Genomic DNA, 25,187 nt, shown 5'->3' with positions numbered 1-25,187 from the left:
ACGAGGAGGGATTGAAAACTTTGGTAAAGTTTCTTAAAAAAATCTAAAAAAACTATTGACAGGAGCTTCAAAAGTGTTATACTTAGAAAGTACCTTCGTTGATTTACCTCAAACCTGTTGTGAGTTAAGTTAATGAAGCTGTAACCACGCTGTTTGCTGAGCTTGACTCCGGGCAGTGTGGCTATTTTTTTATCAGAAAGAGATCGAGTATGAATATTGAAGAACTGGACTACCAAGAGTCAGCTGCTCAAAACCACATCGTCTTGTTCCAACCTCAGATTCCACAAAATACGGGAAATATTGCACGGACTTGTGCGGCGACCAATTCCCCCTTGCATATCATACGACCCATGGCTTTTCCGATCGATGATCGCAAAATGAAGCGAGCAGGACTCGATTATTGGGACAAGCTGGATGTCCGTTTTTATGATAGCCTAGAAGAGTTTATGGAAGCAGCGAGCGACGGTCAGGTACACCTAGTGTCCAAGTTTGCAAATCAGACCTATTCGGACGTTTCTTATCAGGATGGGAAGTCCCATTATTTCTTGTTTGGACGCGAAGATAAAGGATTGCCGGAAGAATTTATGCGCCAGCACGAGGAGAAGACTATTCGCATTCCGATGAATGACGAGCATGTTCGTAGTTTAAATGTCTCCAATACCGTCTGCATGATTGTTTATGAGGCGCTCCGCCAGCAAGGTTTTAAGGGGCTGGAGTTGAGCCATCTTTATGAGCATGACAAGCTCAAATAAGAACGAAAAATTAAAAGACGAACGGTGTAATCTATCAAGTTACAAAAACTTGCCTTGGCAAGTTTTTTTTGTTATGATTAAGAAGTCTTCAGGGCAGGGTGAGATTCCCGACCGGCGGTGACTTTTACTAGGAAATGTTTTTTTCCTTTTATACTTTGTTGCCAAGCTTTGCTTAACAAGAAGTTATGCCTACAGCTTGTCGTATCGTTTAAAAGAAAAATCTCCATTTCCATACTCTAAAAGAAGTCCGCGAGCGCAAGCTGATGTGGTGTGACTCCACAACCGACAGTATAGTCTGGATGGGAGAAGACGAGAGACGAATAGACTGACAGCTATTCTGATCTGTTTAGAGCTGATGCATAGGAATAAAACGTTAGGTGCTATGATTGATTAGCGGTATTTTTCAATGGAGACCAGCTAAAGTGACTAGAATGTTCTCTAGTTTAAGCTTTGTTTAAATAGTTTAGAGTAGAATGATGGGGTAGACGTCTTTCCAGCTTCTCTAATTTTTAAAAAATTGGAGGAACCTGTTATGACAAATACACGTAAACTGACCCTAGTGGCTGTTTTATCCGCACTATCTTTTATTTTGATGTTCTATCAATTTTCTTTCTTGATAGATTTCTTCAAAATTGATTTGAGTATCATCGCCATTTTGTTGGCTTTGGTCTTGTTGGATTTTAAAAGTGCTGTTTGGGTGACCTTGATTCGATCTGTTCTTAAATTAGCTCTTAATAATAAGGGGCTTGAAACTTTGATCGGACTACCAATCAATATCATTGGAGTTCTTGTTTTTGTTCTTGCTTTTGCATGGATTTGGAATAAGGAACGGACCCATGGCCGATTTGTCCTGGCTACGATTATTGGAACGATTAGCTTGAGTATCACGATGGTATTGGTGAACTATGTCTATGCAATCCCTTTGTATGCTCGCTTTATGAACTATGATATTTCGAAAACACTAGGGCTTGTCCACTATTTAGCCGCAATGGTTGCACCCTTTAACCTGATCGAAGGAGTGATTTGGGCCATCGCATTTGGATTGATCTACACTCTTTTGCAACCGATTTTGAAAAAATATGAAAAATAAACAACAACATTGGGCGAAGGCAAGCTTCGCCCTTCTCATTTTTGTCATTCTCGGGTATGTGATTCGTTTCTACCCGCAACAATTAACTGGTTTTGATAGCGCGCTTCAATCTACTATTCGAGGCGATCTGCCTGCACCACTGACAGCCTTCTTTACCAAGGTAACCCATGTCATGGATACCAAGATCATTGTCATCTGGGTGGGTCTTTTGCTAGCTGTCTTTGCCTGTAAGAAATGGTACAGCGAAGCCCTCTTTCTGGGGAGCAATCTGGTATTGACTGGTCTTTTGGTTCTTCTTCTAAAGAATATCTACCAGAGACCGAGACCAAGTATTCTTCATCTAGTAGAGGAAAAAGGCTTTTCTTTTCCAAGTGGTCATTCACTGGCGTCTACCCTTGTTTTGGGAAGTTTGATCATTATAATCGGCCAACATGTAAAAAATAAAACAGCCTGCTATTGCCTTCAAGGCTTGCTGGTTCTGGGAATCGTGACCATTGTGGTTTCCCGCGTTTATGTCGGGGTCCACTATCCATCAGACGTTCTTGGCAGTATGATTTTGGGCCTTGCTGTCTTACAGTTTGAGTATCCCTTGTATGATCGCTTGCGATTTCAATGGCGCTTTACAGGCAAGCAAAAATAAGCATCTAACAACTAGGAGTTGAACTCGCGTTTTGAGTTCGACTCTTTTTTTGCTATAATGAAGGGTATGAAATCCTACAATACCTTGAATGATTATTATCGAACCTTATTTGGAGAAAAGACCTTTAAAGTCCCTATTGATGCAGGCTTTGATTGTCCCAATCGAGACGGAACAGTCGCCCACGGTGGCTGTACTTTTTGTACGGTCTCGGGTTCAGGAGATGCCATTGTGGCCCCAGAAGCTCCGATTCAAGAACAGTTTTACAAAGAGATTGATTTTATGCATCGGAAATGGCCAGATGTGAAGAAGTACCTGGTCTATTTTCAAAATTTCACTAACACCCACGATAAAGTGGAAGTCATTCGAGAGCGGTATGAACAGGCCATCAATGAACCAGGAGTGGTAGGAATCAACATTGGTACGCGTCCGGACTGTTTACCAGATGAGACCTTGGCCTACCTAGCAGAGCTGACAGAGCGCATGCATGTGACGATTGAGTTGGGGCTTCAGACGACTTATGAAGCGACTTCTGAATTGATCAATCGGGCCCATAGTTATGACCTCTACGTTGAAACAGTCAAACGTATTCGACAACAGGTGCCCAAGGCAGAGATCGTCTCCCATTTGATCAATGGCCTTCCTGGGGAGACGCATGAGATGATGGTGGAAAATGTTCGCCGTTGTGTGACCGATAATGAAATTGATGGCATCAAGTTGCACCTCTTGCATTTGATGACCAATACACGGATGCAACGGGACTATCATGAAGGACGACTTCAACTCATGAGCCAGGAGGAGTATGTCAAGGTCATCTGTGACCAGTTGGAGATCATCCCCAAACACATTGTCATCCACCGGATTACAGGGGACGCGCCAAGGGATATGTTGATTGGCCCTATGTGGAGCCTCAACAAATGGGAAGTCCTAAACGCCATTGAAACTGAAATGCGTCGTCGTGGAAGTACCCAAGGATGTAAGCTAGAAGAAAAGGAGACTGCTGATGCTTCGACCACTTGAAATGGCCCATCAATTTTTAGCAGAGGTCATCACCAAAGAAGATGTGGTGGTGGATGCGACCATGGGAAATGGACATGATACGGCCTTTTTAGCTCAACTTGCAGGACAGGTCTATGCCTTTGATATTCAAGAGCAGGCACTTGTAAATACCCAAGAAAGATTGGAAAAGTTGGGACTTCAACAGGTCCGGTTGATTTTGGATGGCCACCAGCATGTGGACCAATATGTGGAGACCCTCAAAGCAGCTATTTTTAATCTGGGGTATCTGCCATCTGCAGATAAATCGGTCATTACTCTTCCAGCTACCACGATTGAAGCGATGGAGAAAATCTGTGCTCGCCTAGAAAAAGGTGGGCGAATGGCTATTATGATCTATTATGGTCACGAGGGAGGAGACATCGAGCGTGATGCGGTGCTGGACTTTGTCAGTCAGCTCCCTCAAAAAGACTATACAGCGACCATCTACCGGACACTGAATCAAGTGAATCAGCCACCGTTTTTAGTCATGATCGAAAAATTAGAAAGCTACCGTCATGGATAAAGAATATTTAAAGAATAAAATTGAAGGATTGAGACATCATTTTGTCGAATCAACTATCCACGAGCGTGCAATAGGTTTTTATGATGAAGCTCATATGACCAAAAAGATGCTCAAAATAAAAAAGAAATTGGTTTCGCTTGAGATGGAACGGTGCCAAAAGAAGATTGAGCACAAGGATGTAACCAAGACAGACCAAAAGATTGCGGAGTTAAAACAGCAATTTGAGACCTGTTGCCAAGAACGCTAAGGAGGGAGTGATATGGAACTACTCCTTTATGCAGTGATCTTTTCGATGATTTTGATCGTCTCAAATGCTACCAATAAACTTGTGCCGAGCCTTCCTCTGCCCTTGATCCAAATTTTACTAGGGATTGGTTGGGCCCTCTTTGTGCCAGAAGAAAATTTTCATCTGGATACCGAGCTTTTTCTGGCCTTGGTCATTGGCCCTCTCTTATTTAGAGAAGCAGAAGAAGCAGATATTACTTCCGTCTTAAAGCACTGGCGGGTCATCCTCTATTTGATTTTCCCAGTGATTTTTATCTCCACCATTAGTTTGGGCTGGGCAGCTCACTCCTTGTGGCTGAGCCTTCCATTAGCAGCCTGTATGGCAGTTGGGGCAGCCCTTGGGCCTACCGACTTAGTAGCCTTTGCTTCCCTGTCAGAGCGCTTTAGCTTTCCAAAGCAGGTTTCGAATATCTTAAAAGGTGAAGGATTACTAAATGATGCCTCAGGTCTAGTTGCCTTTCGAGTGGCCTTGGCAGCTCTTGCGACCGGAAGTTTCTCTCTTGGAGAGGCAGGGGTTTCCTTAGGAATCTCCATCATTGGAGGATTTGCAGTGGGGATCTTGACGGCCTTTGTGAACCGGTGGCTGCAAACCTTGCTCTTGAGTGTTCGCGCTAGTGATATTGCCAGTGAATTGTTATTAGAACTGAGTCTCCCTCTGTTGACCTTCTTCTTAGCAGAAGAACTCCATGTCTCTGGTATCATTGCAGTAGTTGTGTCAGGAATCTTAAAAGCCAGTCGCTTTAAGCACATTACCCTCCTTGAAGCGCGGGTAGATACTGTGAGTCATACTGTCTGGAATACGGTCAACTTTATCTTAAATGGTTCGGTCTTTGTCATCTTAGGAATGGAATTGGAAATGATTGCCAAGCCCATCTTAAGTAGTCCCATTTACAATAATCTTCTTTTAGTTCTTTCGGTCTTTCTGTTGACAGCCTTGCTCTTTTTGATTCGTTTTGTCATGGTTTACCTCTTTTATTGGTTCCGAACGGCTCGACTAAAAAAATCGTTGAGAAATTATCTAAAAGATGCCTTATTGCTGACTTTTTCGGGTGTGAAGGGAACAGTTTCGATTGCGACGATTCTTTTGATTCCAACCAAGATCGAAAAAGAATACCCCATCCTACTCTTTTTAGTGGCAGGAGTTACCCTTGTCAGCTTTATTGCTGGCTTAGTGGTACTTCCAAAATTATCAGAAGAAAAGGAAGAAACCAATGACTACCTGATGCAGATCGCGATTTTAAATGATGTCGTCATGGAATTAGAAGCAGACCTAAAGAATAGCAAGCACAAGGGGCCCTTGTATGCGGCAATTGATAACTACCATGGTCGCATAGAAAACTTGATTCTAGGCCAAGAAAACAGGCTCATTCAAAAGGACTGGGAACAGTTGAAGCTCCTGATTTTGAGTATTGAAAGTGACGGCTTGGAACAGGCCTATGAAGAAGGGAAGATTCGAGAGCGGGGCTACCGCGTCTACCAACGCTATCTTCGCAATATGGAGCAACGTGTCAATCGCAATCTTTCGTCTCGTCTAACCTATTACCTCTTGGTGTCTTTCCGTCTCTTGCGTTTATTAGTACATGAGATCTTAACCTTTGGGTCTGGCTTGCGAAACTGGTGGACCCGGGAGGACAGCAAGTTAGAGGCCATTGATTATGACCAGATTGTAGCCCTTTATCTGGCCAATACGGAAATCATTATCGAAAGTTTGGAAGACCTCAAGGGGATTTATCGGAGCAGTTTGATCTCTTTCCTACAAGAATCTCGTCTGAGAGAGACAGCTATTATTACCAGTGGGGCCTTTGTGGAGCGGGTTATTAATCGCGTGAAACCAAATAATATCGATGAAATGTTGAGAGGCTATTATTTGGAGCGTAAGATTATTTTTGAATATGAAGCGCAACACCTGATTACTGCCAAGCAAGCGCGCCGTATGCGACAAAATGTCAATGAATTAGAAAGCTATTCCCTAAGAGAAAGTGCCAATACTCTTCCATACGATTTGATCGAGTATGCACGGAATCGTTGAGATAAGAGTAAAAGAGGCTGGGACAAAAGTCCTAGCCTCTCAATTATTTTTGGATTGTCGAGCAAGACGCAGTGGTTGAGTGGGCTCTACTACGCTGATTTCATCAGCTTTTACAGCCCTACTCAACTGTGCGGAGGTGGGACGACGAAATCGAATTCTAACGAATTACCGATTTCTGTCCCACTCTCTTTGCTTTATTCATTTTCTTTTCAGTGTGCGATTTCTGGTTTGACAAAGAGTCGCTCATCACCCAGATTAATAAGGGATACTGGTGCTTCATAAAATTGGCTAAGGACATGAGGAGTTAGGATCTTTTCCTTTGGTCCTTGCTCGACCACTTGGCCATGTTTGAGTAAGAGGACATGGGTCATGTCTGTTGTAATTTCCTCAGCATGGTGGGTGACGTAGATCATGGTAGGCGCGTGATCCAGTTGTTTGATATGATGGATCTGACGGAGGAGCTTTTCTCTGGCAAAGAGATCCAATCCACTAGAAGCTTCGTCAAAAATGATCAGATCTGGCTGGTCCATGAGGCTTCGTGCAATGAGAACGGTCTGCTTTTCTCCCTGGGAGAGCTCACGGTATTTGCGGCCGATCAAAGAGCTAGCCCCAATTGAAGTTAGCATATCCCGTGCCCAGTTCAGTTCTTCTTCCCCGTATGCAGCAAATAAGATACTACTCTTGTATTGACCAGTTAGGACAATTTGCTCTGTCAAAAGATGTTCTGGCAGTCTTTCTGAAATGAAGGAGCTAACGATCCCAATACGCTTACGTAACTCAGGAATACCCCCTTCTCCAAAGCGGGTTCCAAGGACCGTTACCTGGCCAGAACTAGCCCAGTATTCAGACATGAGCAGTTTGAGGAGGGTCGATTTTCCTGCTCCATTTAAGCCTAAAATCGCCCAACATTCATTTTCTTTTACTTGCCAGTTAATCTCTTTTAAAAGGGCTTTTCCATTGCGGATCAAATTGACGTCTTGTAGTTCAATCAAATTATTCATAACTTTATCCTTTTGATTAAAATCTCCTTTATTCTATCATAAAATATGGTAGAATAGAAAACAGGAGGTAAGGAATGTTTCGAAATAGTAAATTGTTATTCTGGACATGTGAGATCTTATTATTGACGGTGATTTTCTATATTTGGAAATCAATGGGGACTTTAATTTCTCCATTTGTATCTGTTCTGAATACCATCCTCTTACCATTTTTAATTGCAGGTTTTTTATATTACATTACCAATCCGATTGTTGAATTGTTGGAAAAACATTTAAAAATCAAGCGTGGGTTTGGGATTTTGATCACCTTAGTACTCTTGTTTGGGATCATTGGCTTAGGGATCTTTTATCTGCTCCCTATCTTAATTAATCAGTTAACCAGCTTGATCAATTCAACTCAAGGACTTTACTGGGAAGTTCAAAGTTTGGTTCGAAAACTCTCGACCAATCCTTTGTTCCAGAATGTGAATATCCAGTCGACGATTCAGCAGTTGAATCTCTCATATATGGATATCCTACAAAATCTCTTGAATAGTGTGACCAACAGTTTAGGAAGTGTGGTTAACACCATTGTTAATACGGTCTTTATCTTGATCATGACCCCTGTCTTCTTGGTTTATTTCTTGGTCGATGGGAAGAAGTTATTACCGATGTTGGAGCGGACCATTTTACGCAATGACAAACTCCACATTTCAAGCCTCTTGATTAGTTTGAATGAAACGGTCTCTCGCTATATTAGTGGGATTTCTATCGATGCCTTTATCATTGGAACCCTAGCCTACATTGGCTATAGTTTTATTGGATTGAAGTATGCTTTGGTCTTTGCCATTTTTTCTGGATTGGCCAATCTCATTCCATATGTAGGACCAACCATCGGGTTGATTCCGATGATCATCACCTATGCCTTCACAGATATGGATATGATGATCAAAGCAGTCATTTACATGTTGATTATCCAGCAGATCGATGGGAATATTCTTTATCCGCGTATCGTTGGAGGCGTGATGAAGGTTCACCCGATTACCATTATGGTTCTCTTATTGCTCTCAAGTAATATCTACGGCATTATCGGGATGGTCGTTGCGATTCCAGTCTATTCGATTGGAAAAGAAATTGTAAAATTCTTGGTAAATCTTTATGATAACCACCGTGCTGCTAAGGAGCAGAAGAAAAAAGAAGAATTTGGTATCATTAATAAATCATAGACTCTAGCGCCTATATGGGCCTTGGAGTCTTTTTTGTACATTTTTTTGAAAAATGCTGGAAAAAAGTCAACAAGTGCTATGAAATGTGTTAAAATATAAGTAATTTTGAAAGAAAATATGAAATTAGGTAGGGAAAGATGAGACTGCTCTTATCGAAAAAACAGAGACGCCAATTGCAATTGTTGGAAATCTTGATTAAGGAAAAAAGATGGTTCCACTTAAAAGAGTTGGCCAAGCGTTTGGATTGTACAGAACGTTCGTTAAAAGAAGATTTGTCTAATCTTCGTAGTACATTTGATGACTTTTTAATTGAATCCTCTACCAATGGGATCAAGATCAGTTATGAGGATTCGGTTGGGCTAGAAGTGATCTATCATCACTTTTTAAAAGAATCACAAGCCTTCGCCTTGATTGAATATCTTTTCTTCAACAAGGATGTTTCCAATGAATATATTTGCAGAAAGTTTGATCTGAGTTACCAATCTTTCTACCGCTTGATTCGGACGATTAATCAGAAGCTTCAAACCAAATACAATGTAAAGATTGATTTGAAACCCTTGAATCTTGTCGGGGATGAAGTGGATGTTCGTTTCTTCTATGCCCAGTATTTTGCGGAACGTTATTACTATATGGAGTGGCCTTTCCCAGAATTTAAGGAAGAGGCTGTGACCGATTTGATCACCTTCTTCTTCAAGCTCTATGACTATCCATTGACCTTCTCTGTCCTCAGGTCTTATAAAGTTCTCTTGACAGTCTACTTATCACGGATTAAGCAGGGCTATTTTATTGACATGCCAACGAACTATGATGTGTATAAGGACCAGTATCAAGGAGTGACCAATGTCGAGGAGATGTTACGCTACTTTAGCTTGCAGTTGGGTGTCGAATTGAATGAAAAAGTGCTGGAGCAGTTCTTTATTATCTTTATTCAAGAGAATTTCTATTTCAGTCCAGAAAGCTTGATCGAAGCTGCAGAAACAGATCCTTATGCCAAAGAATCAACGACGCTCATCAGAGATATGTTCAAGGATCTATGCTATACCTATGATTTAGACATTGAAAATCTTGATGAGATGTTGATGCACGTTCACAATACGGCTCACTTAGGTCGGAAGGAATTGTTCTCGGAGTTCCTCTTATTTGATACCAAGACCAATACCAACGAAGATTTCATGAGCATCTTCCCAGCCTTCTATGATGATTTGAAGGAGCATATCATCACTTATATGAAGACCATGAAGCATGATCTGAACGAAGAGATCATCAAGCACATGATCTACACGGTCTACACTCACTGGGAACGTCTCTTACCGCAGTTGTTGCGCCGTCGGAAGTCTATTAAGGTCCTGATTATCAGTCGTTTTGACGATCACCATGCCAAATCCATGATCGATTTTCTAGATTTCTACTGTACGGATAACTTTGAATTTACGCAGATGATCAAGTACAATCTAACAGTGGATGATATTGAAGCTTCGGATGCCGACGTAGTGGTGGCCAACTTTATGATGCCTGAATTAAAGAAAAAACCATTTATTTGTACAAGTAGTCTCTCATCGCTTGAGCTGGTTGAAAAACTCAATGCCTTCTTTTATGATTTTACCAGTGCAGAGCACTAAAATCAGGACCTGGTCCTGATTTTTTGATGGTGAAAAAAGAAAATGACATAGAAGAATGCAGGCTCTCCTATTTTGTGGTATAATATACAATATTATATACTGGAGGAAAGTATCCATGGAAGACCCTGGCAGTCAGGAAATTTTACTGGAATTTATTTTATTGATTGTTTTGACATTATTGAACGCCTTTTTCTCGGCAACCGAAATGTCAATGGTATCGTTGAATCGTTCTCGTGTAGTGCAAAAAGCAGAAGAAGGGGATAAAAAATACATTCGTCTTCTTAGCGTTTTGGAACAGCCCAACCATTTCTTATCCACTATTCAGGTGGGGATCACCTTGATTACCATCTTATCTGGGGCGAGTCTTGCAGATAGCCTTGGTCATGTTATTGCTGGATGGATGGGCAATACTAAAACGGCTATTGCAGCTGGAAGCTTTTTATCTCTAGCGTTTTTGACTTATATTTCGATCGTGTTTGGCGAACTCTATCCGAAACGAATCGCTATGAACCTGAAAGATGAGTTAGCTGTTCGAACAGCTCCGATTGTCATTTTATTAGGAAAAATTGTTAGCCCCTTTGTTTGGTTGCTTTCAGCGTCGACCAACCTTTTGAGCCGTATCACGCCAATGGAATTCGATGATCCGGATGAAAAGATGACGCGGGATGAAATCGAGTATATGCTGACCAATAGTGAAGCAACACTAGATGCGGACGAGATTGAGATGCTCCAAGGGATCTTTTCATTAGATGAAATGGTGGCGCGTGAAGTCATGGTGCCACGGACAGATGCCTTCATGGTTGATATCAATGATGATACTAAAGAAATCATTGAAAGTATCCTTAAGCAAAACTTTTCACGGATTCCTGTCTATGATGATGACAAGGACAATGTCATCGGTCTCATCCATACCAAACGTCTCTTGAACGAAGGATTTATCAATGGCTTTGATAATATTGTCTTAAGAAAGATTTTACAAGAACCTTTGTTTGTTCCAGAGACCATTTTTGTGGATGATCTTTTGAAGGAATTGCGCAATACCCAAAATCAAATGGCCATTCTGCTTGATGAATATGGTGGGATGTCTGGTTTGGTTACTCTTGAAGACCTCTTGGAAGAAATCGTCGGTGAAATTGACGATGAGACTGACAAAGCAGAAATTGATGTCTTTGAAATTGCGGACAATACCTATGTCGTACAAGGAGCCATGTCACTAAATGACTTTAACGAATATTTTGATGTTGAGTTGCAAAGTGATGATGTGGATACCATTGCAGGGTATTATCTGACAGAGGTTGGGCGAATTCCAACCTTGAAAGAGCGACTCAGCTGTGAAGTCGATAGTCAAAAGAAACACCTCATTTTGACAAATGACAAAGTAAAAAATGGTCGTGTGACGAAGGTGAAAGTTGAAATTTCTGAAATCGTCGAGGAAGATGAAGAAACTAAATCAAAAGAAGATTAGAAAATAGAGGCCTGGATGTGTTCCAGCCTCTGTTTTTTTCTTGTCAGGACCAGTTGAATTTTCAAAAAATTTCAAAAATTTCTGAAATAGTCTTGACATCAAAAATAAATTACGGTAAGATAATACCCATAAATAAAGAAAGCAGAAAATAAACATGAAGCAACAAGCCATTTCCGTTCAAAAATTTTACTTTAGCTACTTTAGATAGTGTTTGTAGACATGATCTCATGGATGCAAACAACCCAAGCAATTTGTTTGTATCTATGTGGCTAAGATTTTTGATGATGGTCCATAGAGCTAGTATCTAAATGGACCGAGGTTTTGTAACTTGTTGGAGAATTTCAAGCATCCGTTTAGAGAATCATCTAAGCGGATTTTTTGTTTATTTTGCAGAAAAGGAGTCAATAAATGAAAGTAGTGAAAAAATTGCTAGCACCTGTCCTGGTTGTAGGACTTCTGTTAACATCATTGGTGACCTTACACAATCTAAAGGATACTAAAAAAGACAATGTCTTTCGAATTGGGATTTCCCAGTACATCACCCATAAGTCGCTCGATGCGACACGAAAAGGCTTTATCGAGGAGTTGAAAAAAGAAGGCTATGTAGATGGGAAAAATATTCAGATCGATTTCCAAAATGCTCAAGGGGAGCAACGAAATCTGAAAAATATTTCTAAACAATTGGCAGAAGAAAGTGATCTAGTTTTTGCGATTGCAACCCCTTCTGCACAAAGTTTGGCTAATACCACTAAATCAACACCTATTGTCTTCTCAGCTGTGACCGACCCATTGGCAGCGAAATTGGTGAAAAACTTGAAAGAACCAGGTGGCAATATCACAGGGACAAGTGACCAGTCAGAAGATGCGATCGCTACACAGGTAGACATGATTAAGCAAGTGCTTCCAACGGCGAAAACAGTTGGGATTCTCTATACGCAAAGTGAGCCTAACTCCGTCGTCCAAAAAGACAATGCGAAGAAGATCCTAGAAGCTAAAGGCTATCAAGTGGTTGAAAAAACAATTCTCGATAGTAACAATGTGAAAGCTGCAGCAGACAGCATCATGTCAGAGGCAGATATCGTCTTTGTTCCGACGGACAATATTATCTCTTCTACAATGGACACTGTCAAACAGGTTTCTATCAGCCATAAGGTGCCCGTTTTTGGAGGTTCTGCTGAAATGGTGGCTACTGGTGGCTTGTACAACTTTGGTACTGATTATGAGGAATTGGGAAGACAAGCTGCTCGGATGGCCATTCGCATCATGAAGGGTGAGAAACCCGGCAAAGTCGCAGTTGAAACACCTGAAAAATTAGAATTGCACACCAATAAAGAGATGGCTAAAGAGCTTGGAATTGATATTAGCTCGTTGAAGGTAGAAAAATAGGAGGTTTGAGATGAATTTTGTTTTATCAAGTTTATCAGAAGGTTTATTGTGGTCGATCATGGCGATCGGTGTTTACTTAACATTTCGAATTTTAGATATTGCCGATATGACGGCAGAAGGAGCCTTTCCACTTGGGGCAGCAGTTGTAGCCTCACAAATTCAAGCGGGACGAAACCCTTGGATTGCAACCTTGTTAGGCTTTTTAGCAGGGATGATTGCAGGCTTGGTCTCTGGTATTCTCCATACAAAAATGAAAATTCCAGCCCTCTTGACGGGGATTGTCACTTTGACGGGTCTCTACTCTATCAATATCAAAATTATGGGAGGAGTTCCTAACCTTTCTATTGGAGATGCAGATACCATTTTCAAGAGTGTCATGAAATTTGGACTTTCTAATGAAGAAGCTGTCTTTTTGATTAGTATTTCCTGCTTGATCATCGTCTGTATCTTGTTGACCCTCTTAATGAAGACGCAACTTGGCTTGGTTTTGCGCTCGACAGGTGATAACATCCCAATGAGTGAGGCTAATGGGGTCAATGTAGATAACATGAAGATGTTGGGCTACATGATTTCCAATGGATTGATTGCCCTTTGTGGCGCTATGTTTGCTCAAAATGATGGTTTCTCAGATGTGACTTCTGGGACAGGGACGATCGTGGTTGGCTTGAGTGCGGTGATTATCGCTGAGGTTTTGATCCACGAATTGACCATTGGTTGGCGCTTGCTTTCAATCGGGGTTGGAGCCATTGTTTACCGTTTGATTATCTTAAATATTTACGAGATCCCAAATCTCGATCAAAATATGGTTCGTCTCTTCAATGCGATCTTGCTCGCAATTGTCTTGTTCGCTCCTGAGGCGCAAAAACGTCTTCGTGTTCGCGGATTGAAGTTAGGAAATAAGTAGGAGAAAAGTATGGCAACATTATTATCAATTGAAGGTATTCATAAGACATTTGAAGGAGGAACGGTTAATGAAAACCACGTCTTAAAAGGTTTGGATCTCCAAGTGGAAGAAGGAGATTTCATTTCGGTCATCGGTGGAAATGGAGCTGGGAAATCAACCTTGATGAACATCTTGGCAGGAAATCTAGTCGTGGATGAAGGGGATATCTTGCTAGAGGGTAACTCTATCAAAAATACGAGTGTTCGGAAGCGTGCTAAGGATATTGCGCGTGTCTTCCAAGATCCTAAGATGGGGACGGCTTCTCGTTTGACCATTGAAGAAAATATGGCGATTGCCCAACGTCGGGGGAAATCTCGTGGTTTGAGCTGGGGAGTTCGGGAGAAAGATCGCGAATTGTTCCGTGAAGCCTTGAAGGAACTGAATATCGGTTTAGAGAATCGTCTCAAGGTAGATACCCAATATTTGTCTGGTGGGCAACGTCAAGCTTTGACCTTGGTCATGGCAGCTTTGGTTAGACCAAAACTCTTGCTTCTGGATGAACATACCGCAGCGCTCGATCCAAAGACTAGTGAAATGGTCATGGAATTGACCCAAAAGATCGTGGAAAGCCATGATTTGACAACCTTGATGATTACGCATGATATGAACCATGCGATTGAATACGGCAACCGCTTGATCATGCTCTACCAAGGCAAGGTCGTGGTCGACGTCAAAGGAGAAGAAAAGAAAAACCTAACGGTTGAAGATTTGATGCGCCTCTTCCAACAAAACAGTGGTGAAACCCTGGTAAGTGATGAATTGGTATTAGGATAAAATGAGAGTGGGACAGAAATCGGTTATTCGTTAGAATTCGATTTCGTCGTCCCACCTCCGCACAGTTGAGTAGGACTGTAAAAGCTGATGAAAGCAGCGTAGTAGAGCCCACTCAACCACTGCGTCTTGCTCGACAATCCAAAGATAATTGAGAGGCTAGGACTTTTGTCCCAGCCTCCTTTATTTCCTCCGTTCTGCATAGTCGACAAAATGAAACTTGTCTAATTTGTGCCTGCTTTCGGTGAATTGGAATTGGCGTCCGTCTGCTAGGTGAACTTGGGAACGGACAGTTACCACGTGTTTGTCTTTTCCAAGATCCAGTAAGATTTTGTCACGATTATCGATTGGTGAAATCAAAATTTCTTTTTTGGCATAGCCAATCTGCAATTTCAAGTCTTCTTCTATATATTGGTAGATAGAGTGCTGGGCGATTTCCTTGGTTAGGCCAGGGATGAGCTCTCTGTCTAGGTAATCAATATCTAAGACAGAAGCGACGCCATCCACTACCCGTTGCCGGGTTACTTTCCAAACCAAACGGTGAAGGGGGAAGCCTGTCTTTTTAGCTCCTTTTTCATCGATACTGATTTGTTCCAAACGAATGACATTGGTTTCTGAAAGCTTTGACGATTTCTTGATAACTGGTTAATTGGGAAACAGGGAAGTCAAAGTGCGCTTGTCTAGAAACTTGCGAACCCATCCCTTGAACAGTCTCGATAAAGCCTTCCTCCTGCAAGAGCTTGAGCGTCTCTATCATACTTGGGGCAAGGAAATGAGTGAACGAGATGGTTGGAGTGCCCTCTTCTGGAATAACCATGACCAACCTCGTGCCTTGAATCGCTTTGTAGATATCAAGAACTTCCGCAATGAAGGAGCGACCATGCTCGCAGCTAGCCTTCACTTGTCACGTGGTACCCCTTATATCTACATGGGAGAAGAAATCGGCATGATAGATCCAGACTATGATTCGATGGCAGATTATGTGGATGTTGAGTCTATCAATGCTTACCAAATGCTCTTGGATCAAGGTAAGTCACCTGAGCAAGCCTTTAAGATTATTCAAGCCAAATCACGTGATAATTCTCGTACGCCAATGCAATGGGATGCTTCTGAAAATGCAGGTTTTTCAACAGGCACACCATGGTTGAAGGTTGGGAAGTCCTATAAAGACATCAATGTTGAAAAGGAAATGGATGGACCAATCTTTACCTTCTATAAAGAATTGATTAGCTTGCGTAAAGAAATGCCCATCATTTCAGAAGGCAGCTATCAGCCAGCACTGGAAGATAGTCAAGAAGTCTATGCCTTTGAACGCTACTTAGATGGTCAAAAACTCTTGGTACTCAATCATTTCTATGGAAGTGAAGTTGAAGTAGCGATTCCAGAAGACTACCAAGCAGGGCGCGTGCTCCTGTCCAACTATGAGAATGTAAAGCTTGCTGAAAAGATAATTCTGAAACCATATCAGACACTGGCGATTTTAGTTTAAGTATTTCACACTTCGATCTTTTTGGGTCGAAGTGTTTTTCTTTTTGAAAAATATTTTTGAAAGCGCTTGAAAATACAAAGTTCTTCCCTTATAATAAAAGAGGAAAACTTTTTAGGGATGGAGAAACGCATGAGAAAAAACGGTAAAAAGATTCGCCTACTGGGAGTAGCCACCTTATTGGCTAGTCAGTTGGGGGTCTTTAGCAGTGCCCTCACTGTAGTTGCAGACGAGACCACAGCTTCGACTTCAGAGCCAGCGCTTGTGACGAACACTAGCAGCGAGGAAAGCTCGACAAATCATTCGACTTCTGCTACAACAACAACTACAGAAGCTACGACGAGAGCTTCGAGTGATAAAGAAGAGACATCTAGCAGTTCCTCAGACGATACTGAGGAGAAAACGGTTAAGATCGGGGACATTCAAGGGGAATCACAACGCTCTCCACTGGAAGGCCAAAAGGTAGCTATCAAAAATGCAGTGGTGACGAAAACAGACCGCTATGGTTTTTATGCCCAAGATATTGAATCGGATGGCAATAGCCGTACTTCAGATGGGATTTATGTAGTTTCTAAATACAAGGTCAAGGTCGGTGACAAGGTTAAAATCACTGGTACCGTCAAGGAAGGCTATATGGAAGAGGTTACCTTGGGAGCTGGGAAAACCTTTAAGGAACCAACGAATAGTTTAACGGTGACCATGCTGGTCGATGCTTGGATCACAAAAGATGGGACAGCCCCTCTTCCAGAAGCTGTGAATATCACTGAGGGCATGCCAGCAGATGTGAAGCCTAATCCGACTGCTTATGCTCCAGAAACTGATGCTCTCGATTATTGGGAAAGCCTGGAAGGAATGCTCACGGTGGTGAAGAAACCTCATGTCCTTGGTCCCCAGTACAAAGGAGATATCTATGTCTTGGGAGAAGATTTTACTGGCCTTCCTTTAAACAATATTGGAGGTCTGAATCTACGGCCACATGCGCAAAATACAGCGACAATTCCGGTTTATGTTGGGAATCAGTTTGTCGCAAAAGCCAAGGATTACTTTACGGAAGACCTAACAGGAGTGGTAACGTATCGGAATAGCTTTTATAAGTTAGAGCCTACTCAACAATTGACGGTACAAGACGGTGGCTTGCAGCGTCAAGCAGCTCAAACCCAACCAAGTGAGGACAAGCTGACCATTGCTTCCTACAATATTGAAAATTTCTCGGCTAACAATGCCAAAAATGAAACCCCAGAGGATAAGGTGACGCTGATTGCCAATTCCTTTATCCATGAAATTCACAATCCAGACATCATTACTTTGATCGAAGTGCAGGACAATAATGGTAGTGTGGATGACGGAACGACCAGTGGTGTTGAAAGTGGACGCAAACTAGCCAATCGGATCAAGGAATTGGGTGGCAAGAGCTATGAGTATACGGAGGTTGCTCCAGTAGATGGCGCTGACGGAGGAAAGCCTGGTTCCAATATTCGTTTGGGAATCCTCTACAATCCAGAACGCGTGAGCCTAGCTAAAAAAGAGGCAGCAACTAGCAACGAGGCAGCACAATTTGACATGGGACACCTGGTTAAAAATCCAGCTCGGATTGCCCCTAATGACCCATCGTTTGATCATACTCGCAAGTCTTTAGCCGTTGAATTTGAATTCAAAGGTCAACCAGTTGTGGTGATTGCCAATCACTTGAAATCAAAAATCGGAGATGATGCTATTTATGGGGCAAGCCAACCAGCAGTGGAACATACCTTGCCAACGCGTGAAGCACAAGCCAGTGTCATCCATCAATTCGTCCAAGAAGGCTTGAAGCAAAATCCGAAGACCACCTTTGTATTGACGGGTGATTTTAATGATTACGATTTCTCAACCACGGCACAGATCCTTGCGGGCAACGAACTAACCAACTTAATGGCCCAACATGATGCAGGCGATCGCTATTCTTATTTCTACCGTGGAAGCAATCAAGTTTTGGATAACATTTTTATCTCAAACAACATGGCAGCTAAAGCAAGGTTTGAACCAGTCCATATCAATGCTTCCTTTATGAAGGAACACGGTCGTGCATCAGACCATGATCCTGTCTTGGTCCAAATCGACTTTAGTGGAGCACAAACTCCAGGAACGCCGACAGATGATCAACAAGGAAATACAGGACAAGCAACGGATCAAAACAGCCCTTCCTCATCGAATACAGGATCTCAACTAGTCCCTCATCAAGCTCAAGCCAATGAACAAAAGAGTTCAACATCTGAAAGCAAAGAGAAGGGCAAGAACGAAGATGAGAAGCAAGATGACAAGGAAGAGGCAGCAACAGAAACCAAGACACCAGGTAAACGGAAAATCCTTCCATCTACCGGACAAGAAACAAGCTATCTAGCTCTTTTTGGAATGACAGTAGCTACGATGAGTCTTGTCTGGTACAAGAAGAAAAAGACGACTCACTAACGTGTTTTATAAGAAAGATCTAAAAAAGGAGTCGCTGGCTCCTTTTTTTTCTCCTAAAATACAGGACAGATAGTCCCATATTGGAAACTGTACTAGAACAATGAAAACTACTGAAAAGAACAGTTTCTTTTCAAAAAGAAGCTTCAACTCTTTAAAATAGATGGAATCGTGATATAATAAAATCATAAAACGTTTTCAAGAGAAGAGGTTCCTCAATGGAAAATGAAACAGTTGACTATGGAAAAGTAACAGGAATGGTACACTCAACAGAAAGTTTTGGTGCAGTAGACGGGCCTGGGATCCGTTTTATTGTCTTTCTTCAAGGCTGTCAAATGCGGTGTCAGTATTGCCATAACCCGGATACTTGGGCTATGGAAACCAACATGTCTAGAGAACGAACAGTAGATGATGTATTGGAAGAAGCCCTCCGCTATCGTGGATTTTGGGGTCAAAAAGGTGGAATCACGGTCAGTGGTGGAGAAGCCCTCTTACAGATAGACTTTTTGATTGCCCTCTTCACCAAGGCTCAAGAGTTGGGTATTCACTGCACGCTCGATACCTGTGCTCTGCCTTTCCGGAATACGCCTCGTTATTTGGAAAAATTTGACCGCTTGATGGCAGTGACAGACTTGGTGCTTCTGGATATCAAGGAAATCAATGATGAACGTCACAAAATTGTGACCAGCCATACCAATAAAACGATTCTAGCTTGTGCCAAGTACCTATCTGATATTGGAAAACCAGTCTGGATTCGTCACGTTTTGGTGCCAGGTTTGACAGACCGAGATGATGACTTGATCGAACTTGGAAAATTTGTTAAAACCCTTAAAAATGTCGATAAATTTGAGATCCTTCCTTACCATACTATGGGGGAATTCAAATGGCGTGAATTGGGCATTCCGTACAAGTTGGAGGGTGTGAAACCACCGACAAAAGAACGGGTTCAAAATGCAAAAGATTTGATGGAAACAGAAAGTTACCAAGATTACCTGAAACGGGTCAAAGGATAAAAAGTATAGACAGTTGGTCACTCCAGCTGTCTTTTCTATTGAAATGCACAACTATTCCCTTTCTTTAAATGGCAAAACGTGCTAAAATAGAGTGAATCTATAAATGAAATAAAGAGGTAGAAACATGTCAAAAATTCTCGTTTTTGGTCACCAAAATCCTGACTCAGATGCTATCGGCTCATCTGTAGCTTTTGCTTATCTTGCAAAAGAAGCTTATGGTTTGGATACAGAAGCAGTGGCTCTTGGAACTCCAAATGAAGAAACAGCTTTCGTATTGGACTATTTTGGTGCGGAAGCACCACGCGTCATCACATCAGCTAAAGCAGAAGGTGCAGAGCAAGTCATCTTGACAGACCACAATGAATTCCAACAATCTGTTTCAGATATCGCTGAAGTAGAAGTTTACGGTGTAGTGGATCACCACCGTGTGGCAAACTTTGAAACTGCTAGCCCACTTTACATGCGTTTGGAACCAGTTGGATCAGCATCTTCAATCGTGTATCGCATGTTTAAAGAACACGGTGTAGCAGTGCCAAAAGAATTGGCAGGTTTGATGCTTTCAGGTTTGATTTCAGATACCCTTCTGTTGAAATCTCCAACAACACACCCATCTGATAAAGTGATTGCGCCAGAATTGGCTGAATTGGCTGGTGTGAACTTGGAAGAATACGGTCTTGCCATGCTCAAGGCTGGTACTAACTTGGCAAGCAAATCAGCAGAAGAATTGATCGACATCGATGCTAAGACTTTTGAATTGAACGGAAATAACGTTCGTGTGGCTCAAGTGAATACAGTTGATATTGCGGAAGTTTTGGAACGCCAAGCTGAAATCGAAGCAGCTATCCAAGCTGCCAATGCAGCTAACGGCTACTCTGACTTTGTTTTGATGATTACAGACATCGTCAACTCAAACTCAGAAATCTTGGCTCTTGGTGCCAACATGGACAAGGTAGAAGCAGCCTTCAACTTCAAACTTGAAAACAATCATGCTTTCCTTCCAGGTGCCGTTTCACGTAAGAAACAAGTGGTACCACAATTGACAGAAAGCTTTAATGCTTAATGATAGGTGGGAAAACCCATTATTAAAAAGGAGTTTCGGCTCCTTTTTTGCTAGGAGAGAAGTATGTTAGAAAATGGCGATTTGATTTTTGTAAAGGACCTGTCAGATATGGGGCAAGCCATCCAGGAATCTACTGGCAACTATAGCCATGCTGCCATCTTTTTGGACGGACAGGTCTATCATGCTACGTTGGAAGGTGGCGTCCTTGCCCAGGCTCCTGAGGACTTCTTTGAAGCTGGAAAAGTCTATGACCTTTATCGCTATCCAGGAATCGATCTCAAAGAGGTCAAAAAGCGGGCAGAGAGTCTTTTAGGGGCTCCCTACAATGCTTCCTTTTATCCGGATGGAGATGGTTTCTATTGTTCCCAGTTCATCGCTGAACTACTTCCTATTTTTGAGACCATTCCCATGAAGTTTGGAGATGAGGAAGAGGAGATTAGTCCGTTCTGGCTGGATTACTACAAGGAACTTGGCCTAGCCGTTCCTTTGGATAAGCCCGGGACCAATCCTAGTCAGTTAGCCCAATCACCACAGCTAGAGTTTAAAGAAAGGTATTTGGATGATTACAATCATTAATCCTACACGTTTGACACGTCAGCCATTTTTCAAGGACTTGGTCAACTATTTGGACCAGCACGACGATGTGATCCTGCGGCAAATCAAGTCCCAATTTCCTGATCAACCAGTGGATAAGCTGATGGAGGAATATATCAAAGCGGGCTTCATCCTTCGAGAAAATAAACGCTACACCCTCAACCTGCCCTTCTTGGAGTCAGCTGATCGAGTGGACCTGGATCAAGAGGTCTTTGTCCGAGAGGACAGTGCAGTTTATCAAGAATTAAAAGCCAAGGTCTTCCAAACGGAACTCCGCAATACTACCAATGCAGCGATTCTCATAGAGGAGACGGACTTTGCGCGACATGCACAGACCCTTTCCAATTACTTTTATAAGGTAGCTCACCAATACCCATTGACGGAGGATCAAGAAAAGCTCTATGCCATCTTGGGAGATGTCAATCCCGAATATGCTCTCAAGTATATGACCAGCTTTTTGCTCAAATTTCTCAAAAAAGAAGTAGTCCAGCAAAAGCGCAAGGACATCTTTGTCGATAGTTTAGAAATCTTAAGCTATATCCGCAAAAATGATGAAGGCAAATATGAATTAGCAGTGGACTTGGATAAGGAAAGACTGATGTTTATCAAACAATAGAAAGAGGCTAGGAAAACTTCCTAGCCTTGTTCTTTTGATTATAGATAACGTTCAGCGATGGCGGCGTCACCTGGATACTCTTCTTTTACGCCGTTGACGATTTGGTAGCAGTCCGCTCCTTTTCCGGCAATAATGACGGCATCTTCAGGCTTGCTGGTTGTTGCCATGGCCAGTTGAATGGCTTCTTCGCGATCTGCGATTTTCTCGACAGGGCGCGTGATAAAGCTGCTAATCTCTTCAGCGATAGCCAAAGGATCTTCATAGTTGGGATCATCCGCTGTGAGGAAGACTTGGATCTCAGGATGGTCTTCCAAGAGTATGCCAAAGTCCTTGCGGCGGCTCTCTCCTTTATTCCCAGTTGATCCAAGGACCAGTGAAATGGCCCCGGTTTGATGGGTTTCAACAACTGAGAGCAGTTTTTTCAAGCTATCTCCATTATGGGCGTAGTCGATGAAGACCTTTGCTCCATTTTTCTGAGTCAAGACTTCCATTCGGCCAGGAACGCGCGTCTTAGCAATCCCTTTTTGGATATCCTCGAGGCTCGCACCTAGGCGAAGGCAGGCAAGACCTGCAGCCACAGCATTTTCTTGGTTGAAGTGACCAATCAGTTGGATATCGTAGTCGCCGGCTAGCTTACCAGTGGCTGAGAAGCTGAAGGCCTTAGAGTTTTCAATTTGATTCTCAGACTGGCTTCCATAAAAATCGTGGTCTTGGTTCGCGACTTGGTCCGCTAAAACTTGGAAATGATCCATATCACTATTGATGACAACGGCTTGGCTGTTCTTCATGAGGAGACGTTTGTGGTAGAAATAATCCTCAAAAGTTGGGTGTTCAATCGGTCCAATATGGTCAGGACTGATGTTGAGAAAAACACCAACGTCAAAGGTCAGACCGTAAACTCGTTTCACTAGATAAGCTTGACTGGAAACTTCCATAATGAGGTGGGTCCGATCATTGGCTACTGCCTCAGCCATCATGGCAAAAAGATCCAAGCTCTCTGGAGTTGTCAGGGTCGATTTAAAGAAGTTTTTACCATCCAGTGTTGTATTCATGGTCGACAGCATAGCTGGTCGGTGACTTTGTTCCAAAATATGGTAAGCAAAATAGGCCGCGGTTGTCTTTCCCTTAGTCCCTGTGAAGGCCAATAGTTTTAATTGTTTCTCAGGGTGTCCATAAAACTCCATGGCGATTAAGCTCATAGCCTGTTTGATATCATTGACGAGGATGGCAGGAATACCAACTTCATAATCTTTTTCAGAGACATAAAAGCCGAGTCCATTAGAAATAGCCTGTTCCAGGTATTCTTTTTTGAAGTTAGCCCCTTTGACAAAAAAGAGGGTGCTAGCAGAAACCTTCCGGCTATCATAGCTAATAGCATCAAAATTTGTTCCCTCTAGATGGTAGTAGTATTCACCATTTACTAGAACTTCTCGGAAATTTTGGTCTTGTTTTAAAATGTTGAGGGTTTGTTCAATTGTAATCATAAAACTATTGTAAACCTAAAGTCCCTATTTTACAAGTGTCATGGAAAAGTTTATAATGAAGAGAAGAAGAAACGAAAGAGGACACCAATGAGTCACGAACAAAACGACCAGCAAGCCCAGATGCTACGCGGGACTGCCTGGATGACAGCCAGCAACTTTATCAGCCGTTTGCTAGGAGCCGCTTATATTATTCCTTGGTATATTTGGATGGGAAAATATGGTCCACAAGCCAATGGTCTTTTTACAATGGGCTACAATATCTATGCTTGGTTTCTCTTGATTTCGACAGCCGGAGTACCCGTAGCTGTTGCTAAGCAAGTAGCCAAATACAATACCCGGGACCAAGCGGATCATAGCTTTGCTTTGATTCGGGGCTTCTTGAAATTTATGGGAATTCTAGGCCTTGGATTTGCCATTCTCATGTATCTTTTATCTCCTGTCTTTGCGAGTCTTTCAGGTGGGGGAAAAGAGTTGATTCCGATCATGCAGAGCCTTTCTTGGGCTGTCTTGATCTTTCCTTCGATGAGTGTCATTCGGGGATTTTTCCAAGGTTTTAACAACATGAAGCCTTACGCCATTAGCCAGATCGCTGAACAAGTGATCCGGGTCATCTGGATGTTGCTCACGACCTTCTTCATTATGAAGATTGGCTCAGGAGACTATGTGCAGGCTGTGACGCAGTCGACCTTTGCGGCCTTTATCGGTATGGGAGCGAGCCTTCTGGTGCTCTTTTATTACCTTGCAAAGACAGGCTTGCTCTCTTCTATTTTTAGAAAGCAAGAGGGAAGTGAAGGGATTGACACTCGGGCTCTCTTGATTGATACGATTCGTGAGGCCATTCCTTTTATTATCACTGGTTCCGCCATTCAGCTCTTCCAAATTGTTGACCAGATGACCTTTATCAATGTCATGTCTTGGTTCACAGATTATAGTCAAAAGCAGCTCTTGGTCATGTTTAGTTATTTCTCTGCTAATCCAAACAAAATCACCATGATCTTGATCGCAGTAGCGACTTCGATTGGGGGAGTTGGGATTCCTCTGTTGACTGAGAATTATGTCAAGGGCGACTTAAAAGCTGCAGGCAAGCTCGTACAGGATAACTTGACCATGTTGCTAGCTTTCTTGCTTCCAGCCACCTTTGGTGCAGTAGCAGTCGCAAAACCACTTTATACGGTTTTCTATGGGCAACCAGATGGCTTGGCCTTAGGACTCTTCATCGTAGCGATGTTGCAGACCGTAATTCTCGGTCTTTACACGGTCTTATCGCCAATGATTCAAGCTCTCTTTCAAAATCGCAAGGCCATTCGCTACTTCCTTTATGGTGTAGTGGTGAAATTGGTCCTACAAATTCCATTTATTTTGGTCTTTCGTTCTTATGGACCACTTTTGTCAACGACCATTGCCTTAATGGTGCCAATCGTTCTCATGTATCGAGAGATCCAAACCATCACTCAGTTTAATCGCACCATCGTCTTCAAGCGGACCTTGCTTGGTTCTATCCTGACTATGGTGATGCTACTTGGAGTCTTGATCGCTGGCTTGATTTTGGGCTGGATTTTCCCACCAAATGGTCGTGTATCGAGCATGATTTATATCATCGTCATTGGCGGATTAGGATTTGCTATATATGGAGCCTTAGGATTATGGCTACGGTATTTTGACCGCTTTATCGGAGGGCAAGCAGCACGTCTCAGACAAAAATTCCGGATTAAATAAACCTGTGAGGCTGGGACAAAAGTCCTAGCCTCTTA

Annotated in this window: 21 protein-coding genes, 2 pseudogenes and 1 riboswitch; of the genes and pseudogenes, 20 read left to right on the top strand and 3 right to left on the bottom strand. The window is 42.4% G+C overall.

Features of this window, described 5'->3' with window-relative positions; genetic code table 11:
* Positions 1–209: 209 nt before the first annotated feature.
* The 7 genes from HMPREF2685_RS08585 (at position 210) to HMPREF2685_RS08555 (ending at position 6,354) form a co-directional block, all read left to right on the top strand.
* Complete coding sequence (locus HMPREF2685_RS08585; RefSeq protein ID WP_070466401.1) at positions 210–752, top strand: tRNA (cytidine(34)-2'-O)-methyltransferase; 543 nt, start codon at positions 210–212, stop codon at positions 750–752.
* Between the two features lie 80 nt (positions 753–832).
* Positions 833–1,067, top strand: a riboswitch (FMN riboswitch).
* Positions 1,068–1,284: 217 nt separating this feature from the next.
* Positions 1,285–1,842, top strand: a complete 558-nt coding sequence (locus tag HMPREF2685_RS08580) for an ECF transporter S component (RefSeq protein ID WP_049472288.1) — start codon at positions 1,285–1,287, stop codon at positions 1,840–1,842.
* On the top strand, positions 1,832–2,482 hold the full coding sequence (locus tag HMPREF2685_RS08575; RefSeq protein WP_070466399.1) for a phosphatase PAP2 family protein: 651 nt from the start codon (positions 1,832–1,834) through the stop codon (positions 2,480–2,482). Before HMPREF2685_RS08580 ends, HMPREF2685_RS08575 begins: the two co-directional genes overlap by 11 nt.
* Before the next feature lie 57 nt (positions 2,483–2,539).
* Positions 2,540–3,499, top strand: a complete 960-nt coding sequence (locus HMPREF2685_RS08570; protein ID WP_148130451.1) for a tRNA modification radical SAM protein MnmL/YtqA — start codon at positions 2,540–2,542, stop codon at positions 3,497–3,499.
* A complete protein-coding gene (locus HMPREF2685_RS08565) occupies positions 3,483–4,040 on the top strand; it encodes a tRNA 5-(aminomethyl)-2-thiouridylate-methyltransferase MnmM (RefSeq protein ID WP_070466395.1) in 558 nt (185 codons plus the stop codon). Before HMPREF2685_RS08570 ends, HMPREF2685_RS08565 begins: the two co-directional genes overlap by 17 nt.
* Positions 4,033–4,287 carry a hypothetical protein gene (locus tag HMPREF2685_RS08560; RefSeq protein ID WP_023918874.1) on the top strand — a complete coding sequence of 85 codons (255 nt, stop codon included), beginning with the start codon at positions 4,033–4,035 and terminating at the stop codon, positions 4,285–4,287. The genes HMPREF2685_RS08565 and HMPREF2685_RS08560 overlap by 8 nt, the downstream gene beginning before the upstream one ends.
* A gap of 12 nt (positions 4,288–4,299) precedes the next feature.
* Entirely contained in the window at positions 4,300–6,354 is a 2,055-nt protein-coding gene (locus HMPREF2685_RS08555) for a cation:proton antiporter (RefSeq protein WP_070466393.1), read from the top strand.
* 209 nt (positions 6,355–6,563) lie between these two features.
* Here HMPREF2685_RS08555 and HMPREF2685_RS08550 read toward each other — a convergent pair whose 3' ends face one another.
* Positions 6,564–7,355, bottom strand: a complete 792-nt coding sequence (locus HMPREF2685_RS08550; RefSeq protein ID WP_070466392.1) for an ABC transporter ATP-binding protein — start codon at positions 7,353–7,355, stop codon at positions 6,564–6,566.
* 74 nt (positions 7,356–7,429) lie between these two features.
* Between HMPREF2685_RS08550 and HMPREF2685_RS08545 the strand changes: the two genes are divergently transcribed.
* The 6 genes from HMPREF2685_RS08545 to HMPREF2685_RS08520 all read left to right on the top strand — a co-directional run bounded on the left by HMPREF2685_RS08545 (position 7,430) and on the right by HMPREF2685_RS08520 (position 14,744).
* Positions 7,430–8,557: an AI-2E family transporter gene (locus tag HMPREF2685_RS08545; RefSeq protein ID WP_049507210.1), complete on the top strand. Its 1,128-nt coding sequence runs from the start codon at positions 7,430–7,432 to the stop codon at positions 8,555–8,557.
* A gap of 137 nt (positions 8,558–8,694) precedes the next feature.
* Positions 8,695–10,176 (top strand): AcpB/EbpR/MafR family transcriptional regulator, encoded by a 1,482-nt coding sequence (locus tag HMPREF2685_RS08540; RefSeq protein WP_070466390.1) that lies wholly within the window; start codon positions 8,695–8,697, stop codon positions 10,174–10,176.
* Between the two features lie 115 nt (positions 10,177–10,291).
* On the top strand, positions 10,292–11,641 hold the full coding sequence (locus HMPREF2685_RS08535) for a hemolysin family protein (protein ID WP_024054783.1): 1,350 nt from the start codon (positions 10,292–10,294) through the stop codon (positions 11,639–11,641).
* Between the two features lie 408 nt (positions 11,642–12,049).
* Positions 12,050–13,027 carry an ABC transporter substrate-binding protein gene (locus tag HMPREF2685_RS08530; protein ID WP_024056316.1) on the top strand — a complete coding sequence of 326 codons (978 nt, stop codon included), beginning with the start codon at positions 12,050–12,052 and terminating at the stop codon, positions 13,025–13,027.
* Between the two features lie 10 nt (positions 13,028–13,037).
* Positions 13,038–13,931, top strand: coding sequence for an ABC transporter permease (locus HMPREF2685_RS08525; protein ID WP_070466388.1), 894 nt, complete (start codon positions 13,038–13,040; stop codon positions 13,929–13,931).
* A 9-nt stretch (positions 13,932–13,940) separates the two neighbouring features.
* Positions 13,941–14,744 carry an ABC transporter ATP-binding protein gene (locus tag HMPREF2685_RS08520; protein WP_070466386.1) on the top strand — a complete coding sequence of 268 codons (804 nt, stop codon included), beginning with the start codon at positions 13,941–13,943 and terminating at the stop codon, positions 14,742–14,744.
* Positions 14,745–14,924: 180 nt separating this feature from the next.
* On the opposite strand, the pseudogene treR reads toward HMPREF2685_RS08520, so the two are convergent.
* Positions 14,925–15,558 (bottom strand): annotated as a pseudogene (treR, locus tag HMPREF2685_RS08515) (trehalose operon repressor).
* Here treR and HMPREF2685_RS08510 point away from each other — a divergent pair.
* From HMPREF2685_RS08510 to HMPREF2685_RS08485, 6 genes and pseudogenes are all read left to right on the top strand, one after another.
* Positions 15,478–16,230: pseudogene (locus HMPREF2685_RS08510) on the top strand (alpha-amylase family glycosyl hydrolase); the annotation flags it as partial. The pseudogenes treR and HMPREF2685_RS08510 overlap by 81 nt on opposite strands.
* Positions 16,231–16,359: 129 nt before the next feature.
* Entirely contained in the window at positions 16,360–18,672 is a 2,313-nt protein-coding gene (locus HMPREF2685_RS08505) for an endonuclease/exonuclease/phosphatase family protein (protein ID WP_070466384.1), read from the top strand.
* Positions 18,673–18,887: 215 nt separating this feature from the next.
* Entirely contained in the window at positions 18,888–19,682 is a 795-nt protein-coding gene (gene pflA / locus HMPREF2685_RS08500) for a pyruvate formate-lyase-activating protein (RefSeq protein WP_031574308.1), read from the top strand.
* Positions 19,683–19,806: 124 nt separating this feature from the next.
* A complete protein-coding gene (locus HMPREF2685_RS08495; protein WP_049485982.1) occupies positions 19,807–20,742 on the top strand; it encodes a manganese-dependent inorganic pyrophosphatase in 936 nt (311 codons plus the stop codon).
* 63 nt (positions 20,743–20,805) lie between these two features.
* Positions 20,806–21,318 (top strand): YiiX/YebB-like N1pC/P60 family cysteine hydrolase, encoded by a 513-nt coding sequence (locus HMPREF2685_RS08490; RefSeq protein WP_049485983.1) that lies wholly within the window; start codon positions 20,806–20,808, stop codon positions 21,316–21,318.
* Complete coding sequence (locus HMPREF2685_RS08485) at positions 21,302–21,952, top strand: DUF1803 domain-containing protein (RefSeq protein ID WP_049485984.1); 651 nt, start codon at positions 21,302–21,304, stop codon at positions 21,950–21,952. Before HMPREF2685_RS08490 ends, HMPREF2685_RS08485 begins: the two co-directional genes overlap by 17 nt.
* Before the next feature lie 38 nt (positions 21,953–21,990).
* Here the strand turns inward: HMPREF2685_RS08485 and HMPREF2685_RS08480 are convergent, their stop codons facing one another.
* Entirely contained in the window at positions 21,991–23,436 is a 1,446-nt protein-coding gene (locus HMPREF2685_RS08480) for a UDP-N-acetylmuramoyl-L-alanyl-D-glutamate--L-lysine ligase (RefSeq protein ID WP_070466382.1), read from the bottom strand.
* Between the two features lie 87 nt (positions 23,437–23,523).
* Between HMPREF2685_RS08480 and HMPREF2685_RS08475 the strand changes: the two genes are divergently transcribed.
* Complete coding sequence (locus HMPREF2685_RS08475; RefSeq protein ID WP_070466381.1) at positions 23,524–25,152, top strand: putative polysaccharide biosynthesis protein; 1,629 nt, start codon at positions 23,524–23,526, stop codon at positions 25,150–25,152.
* Positions 25,153–25,187: the final 35 nt, after the last annotated feature.

It is taken from the genome of Streptococcus sp. HMSC074F05, from assembly GCF_001808725.1.
In the GTDB taxonomy this organism is placed as follows: Bacteria; Bacillota; Bacilli; order Lactobacillales; family Streptococcaceae; genus Streptococcus; species Streptococcus parasanguinis_I.
The sequence above is the reverse complement of the archived record's forward strand: the minus strand, read 5'-3'. Positions and strand labels throughout refer to the sequence as shown.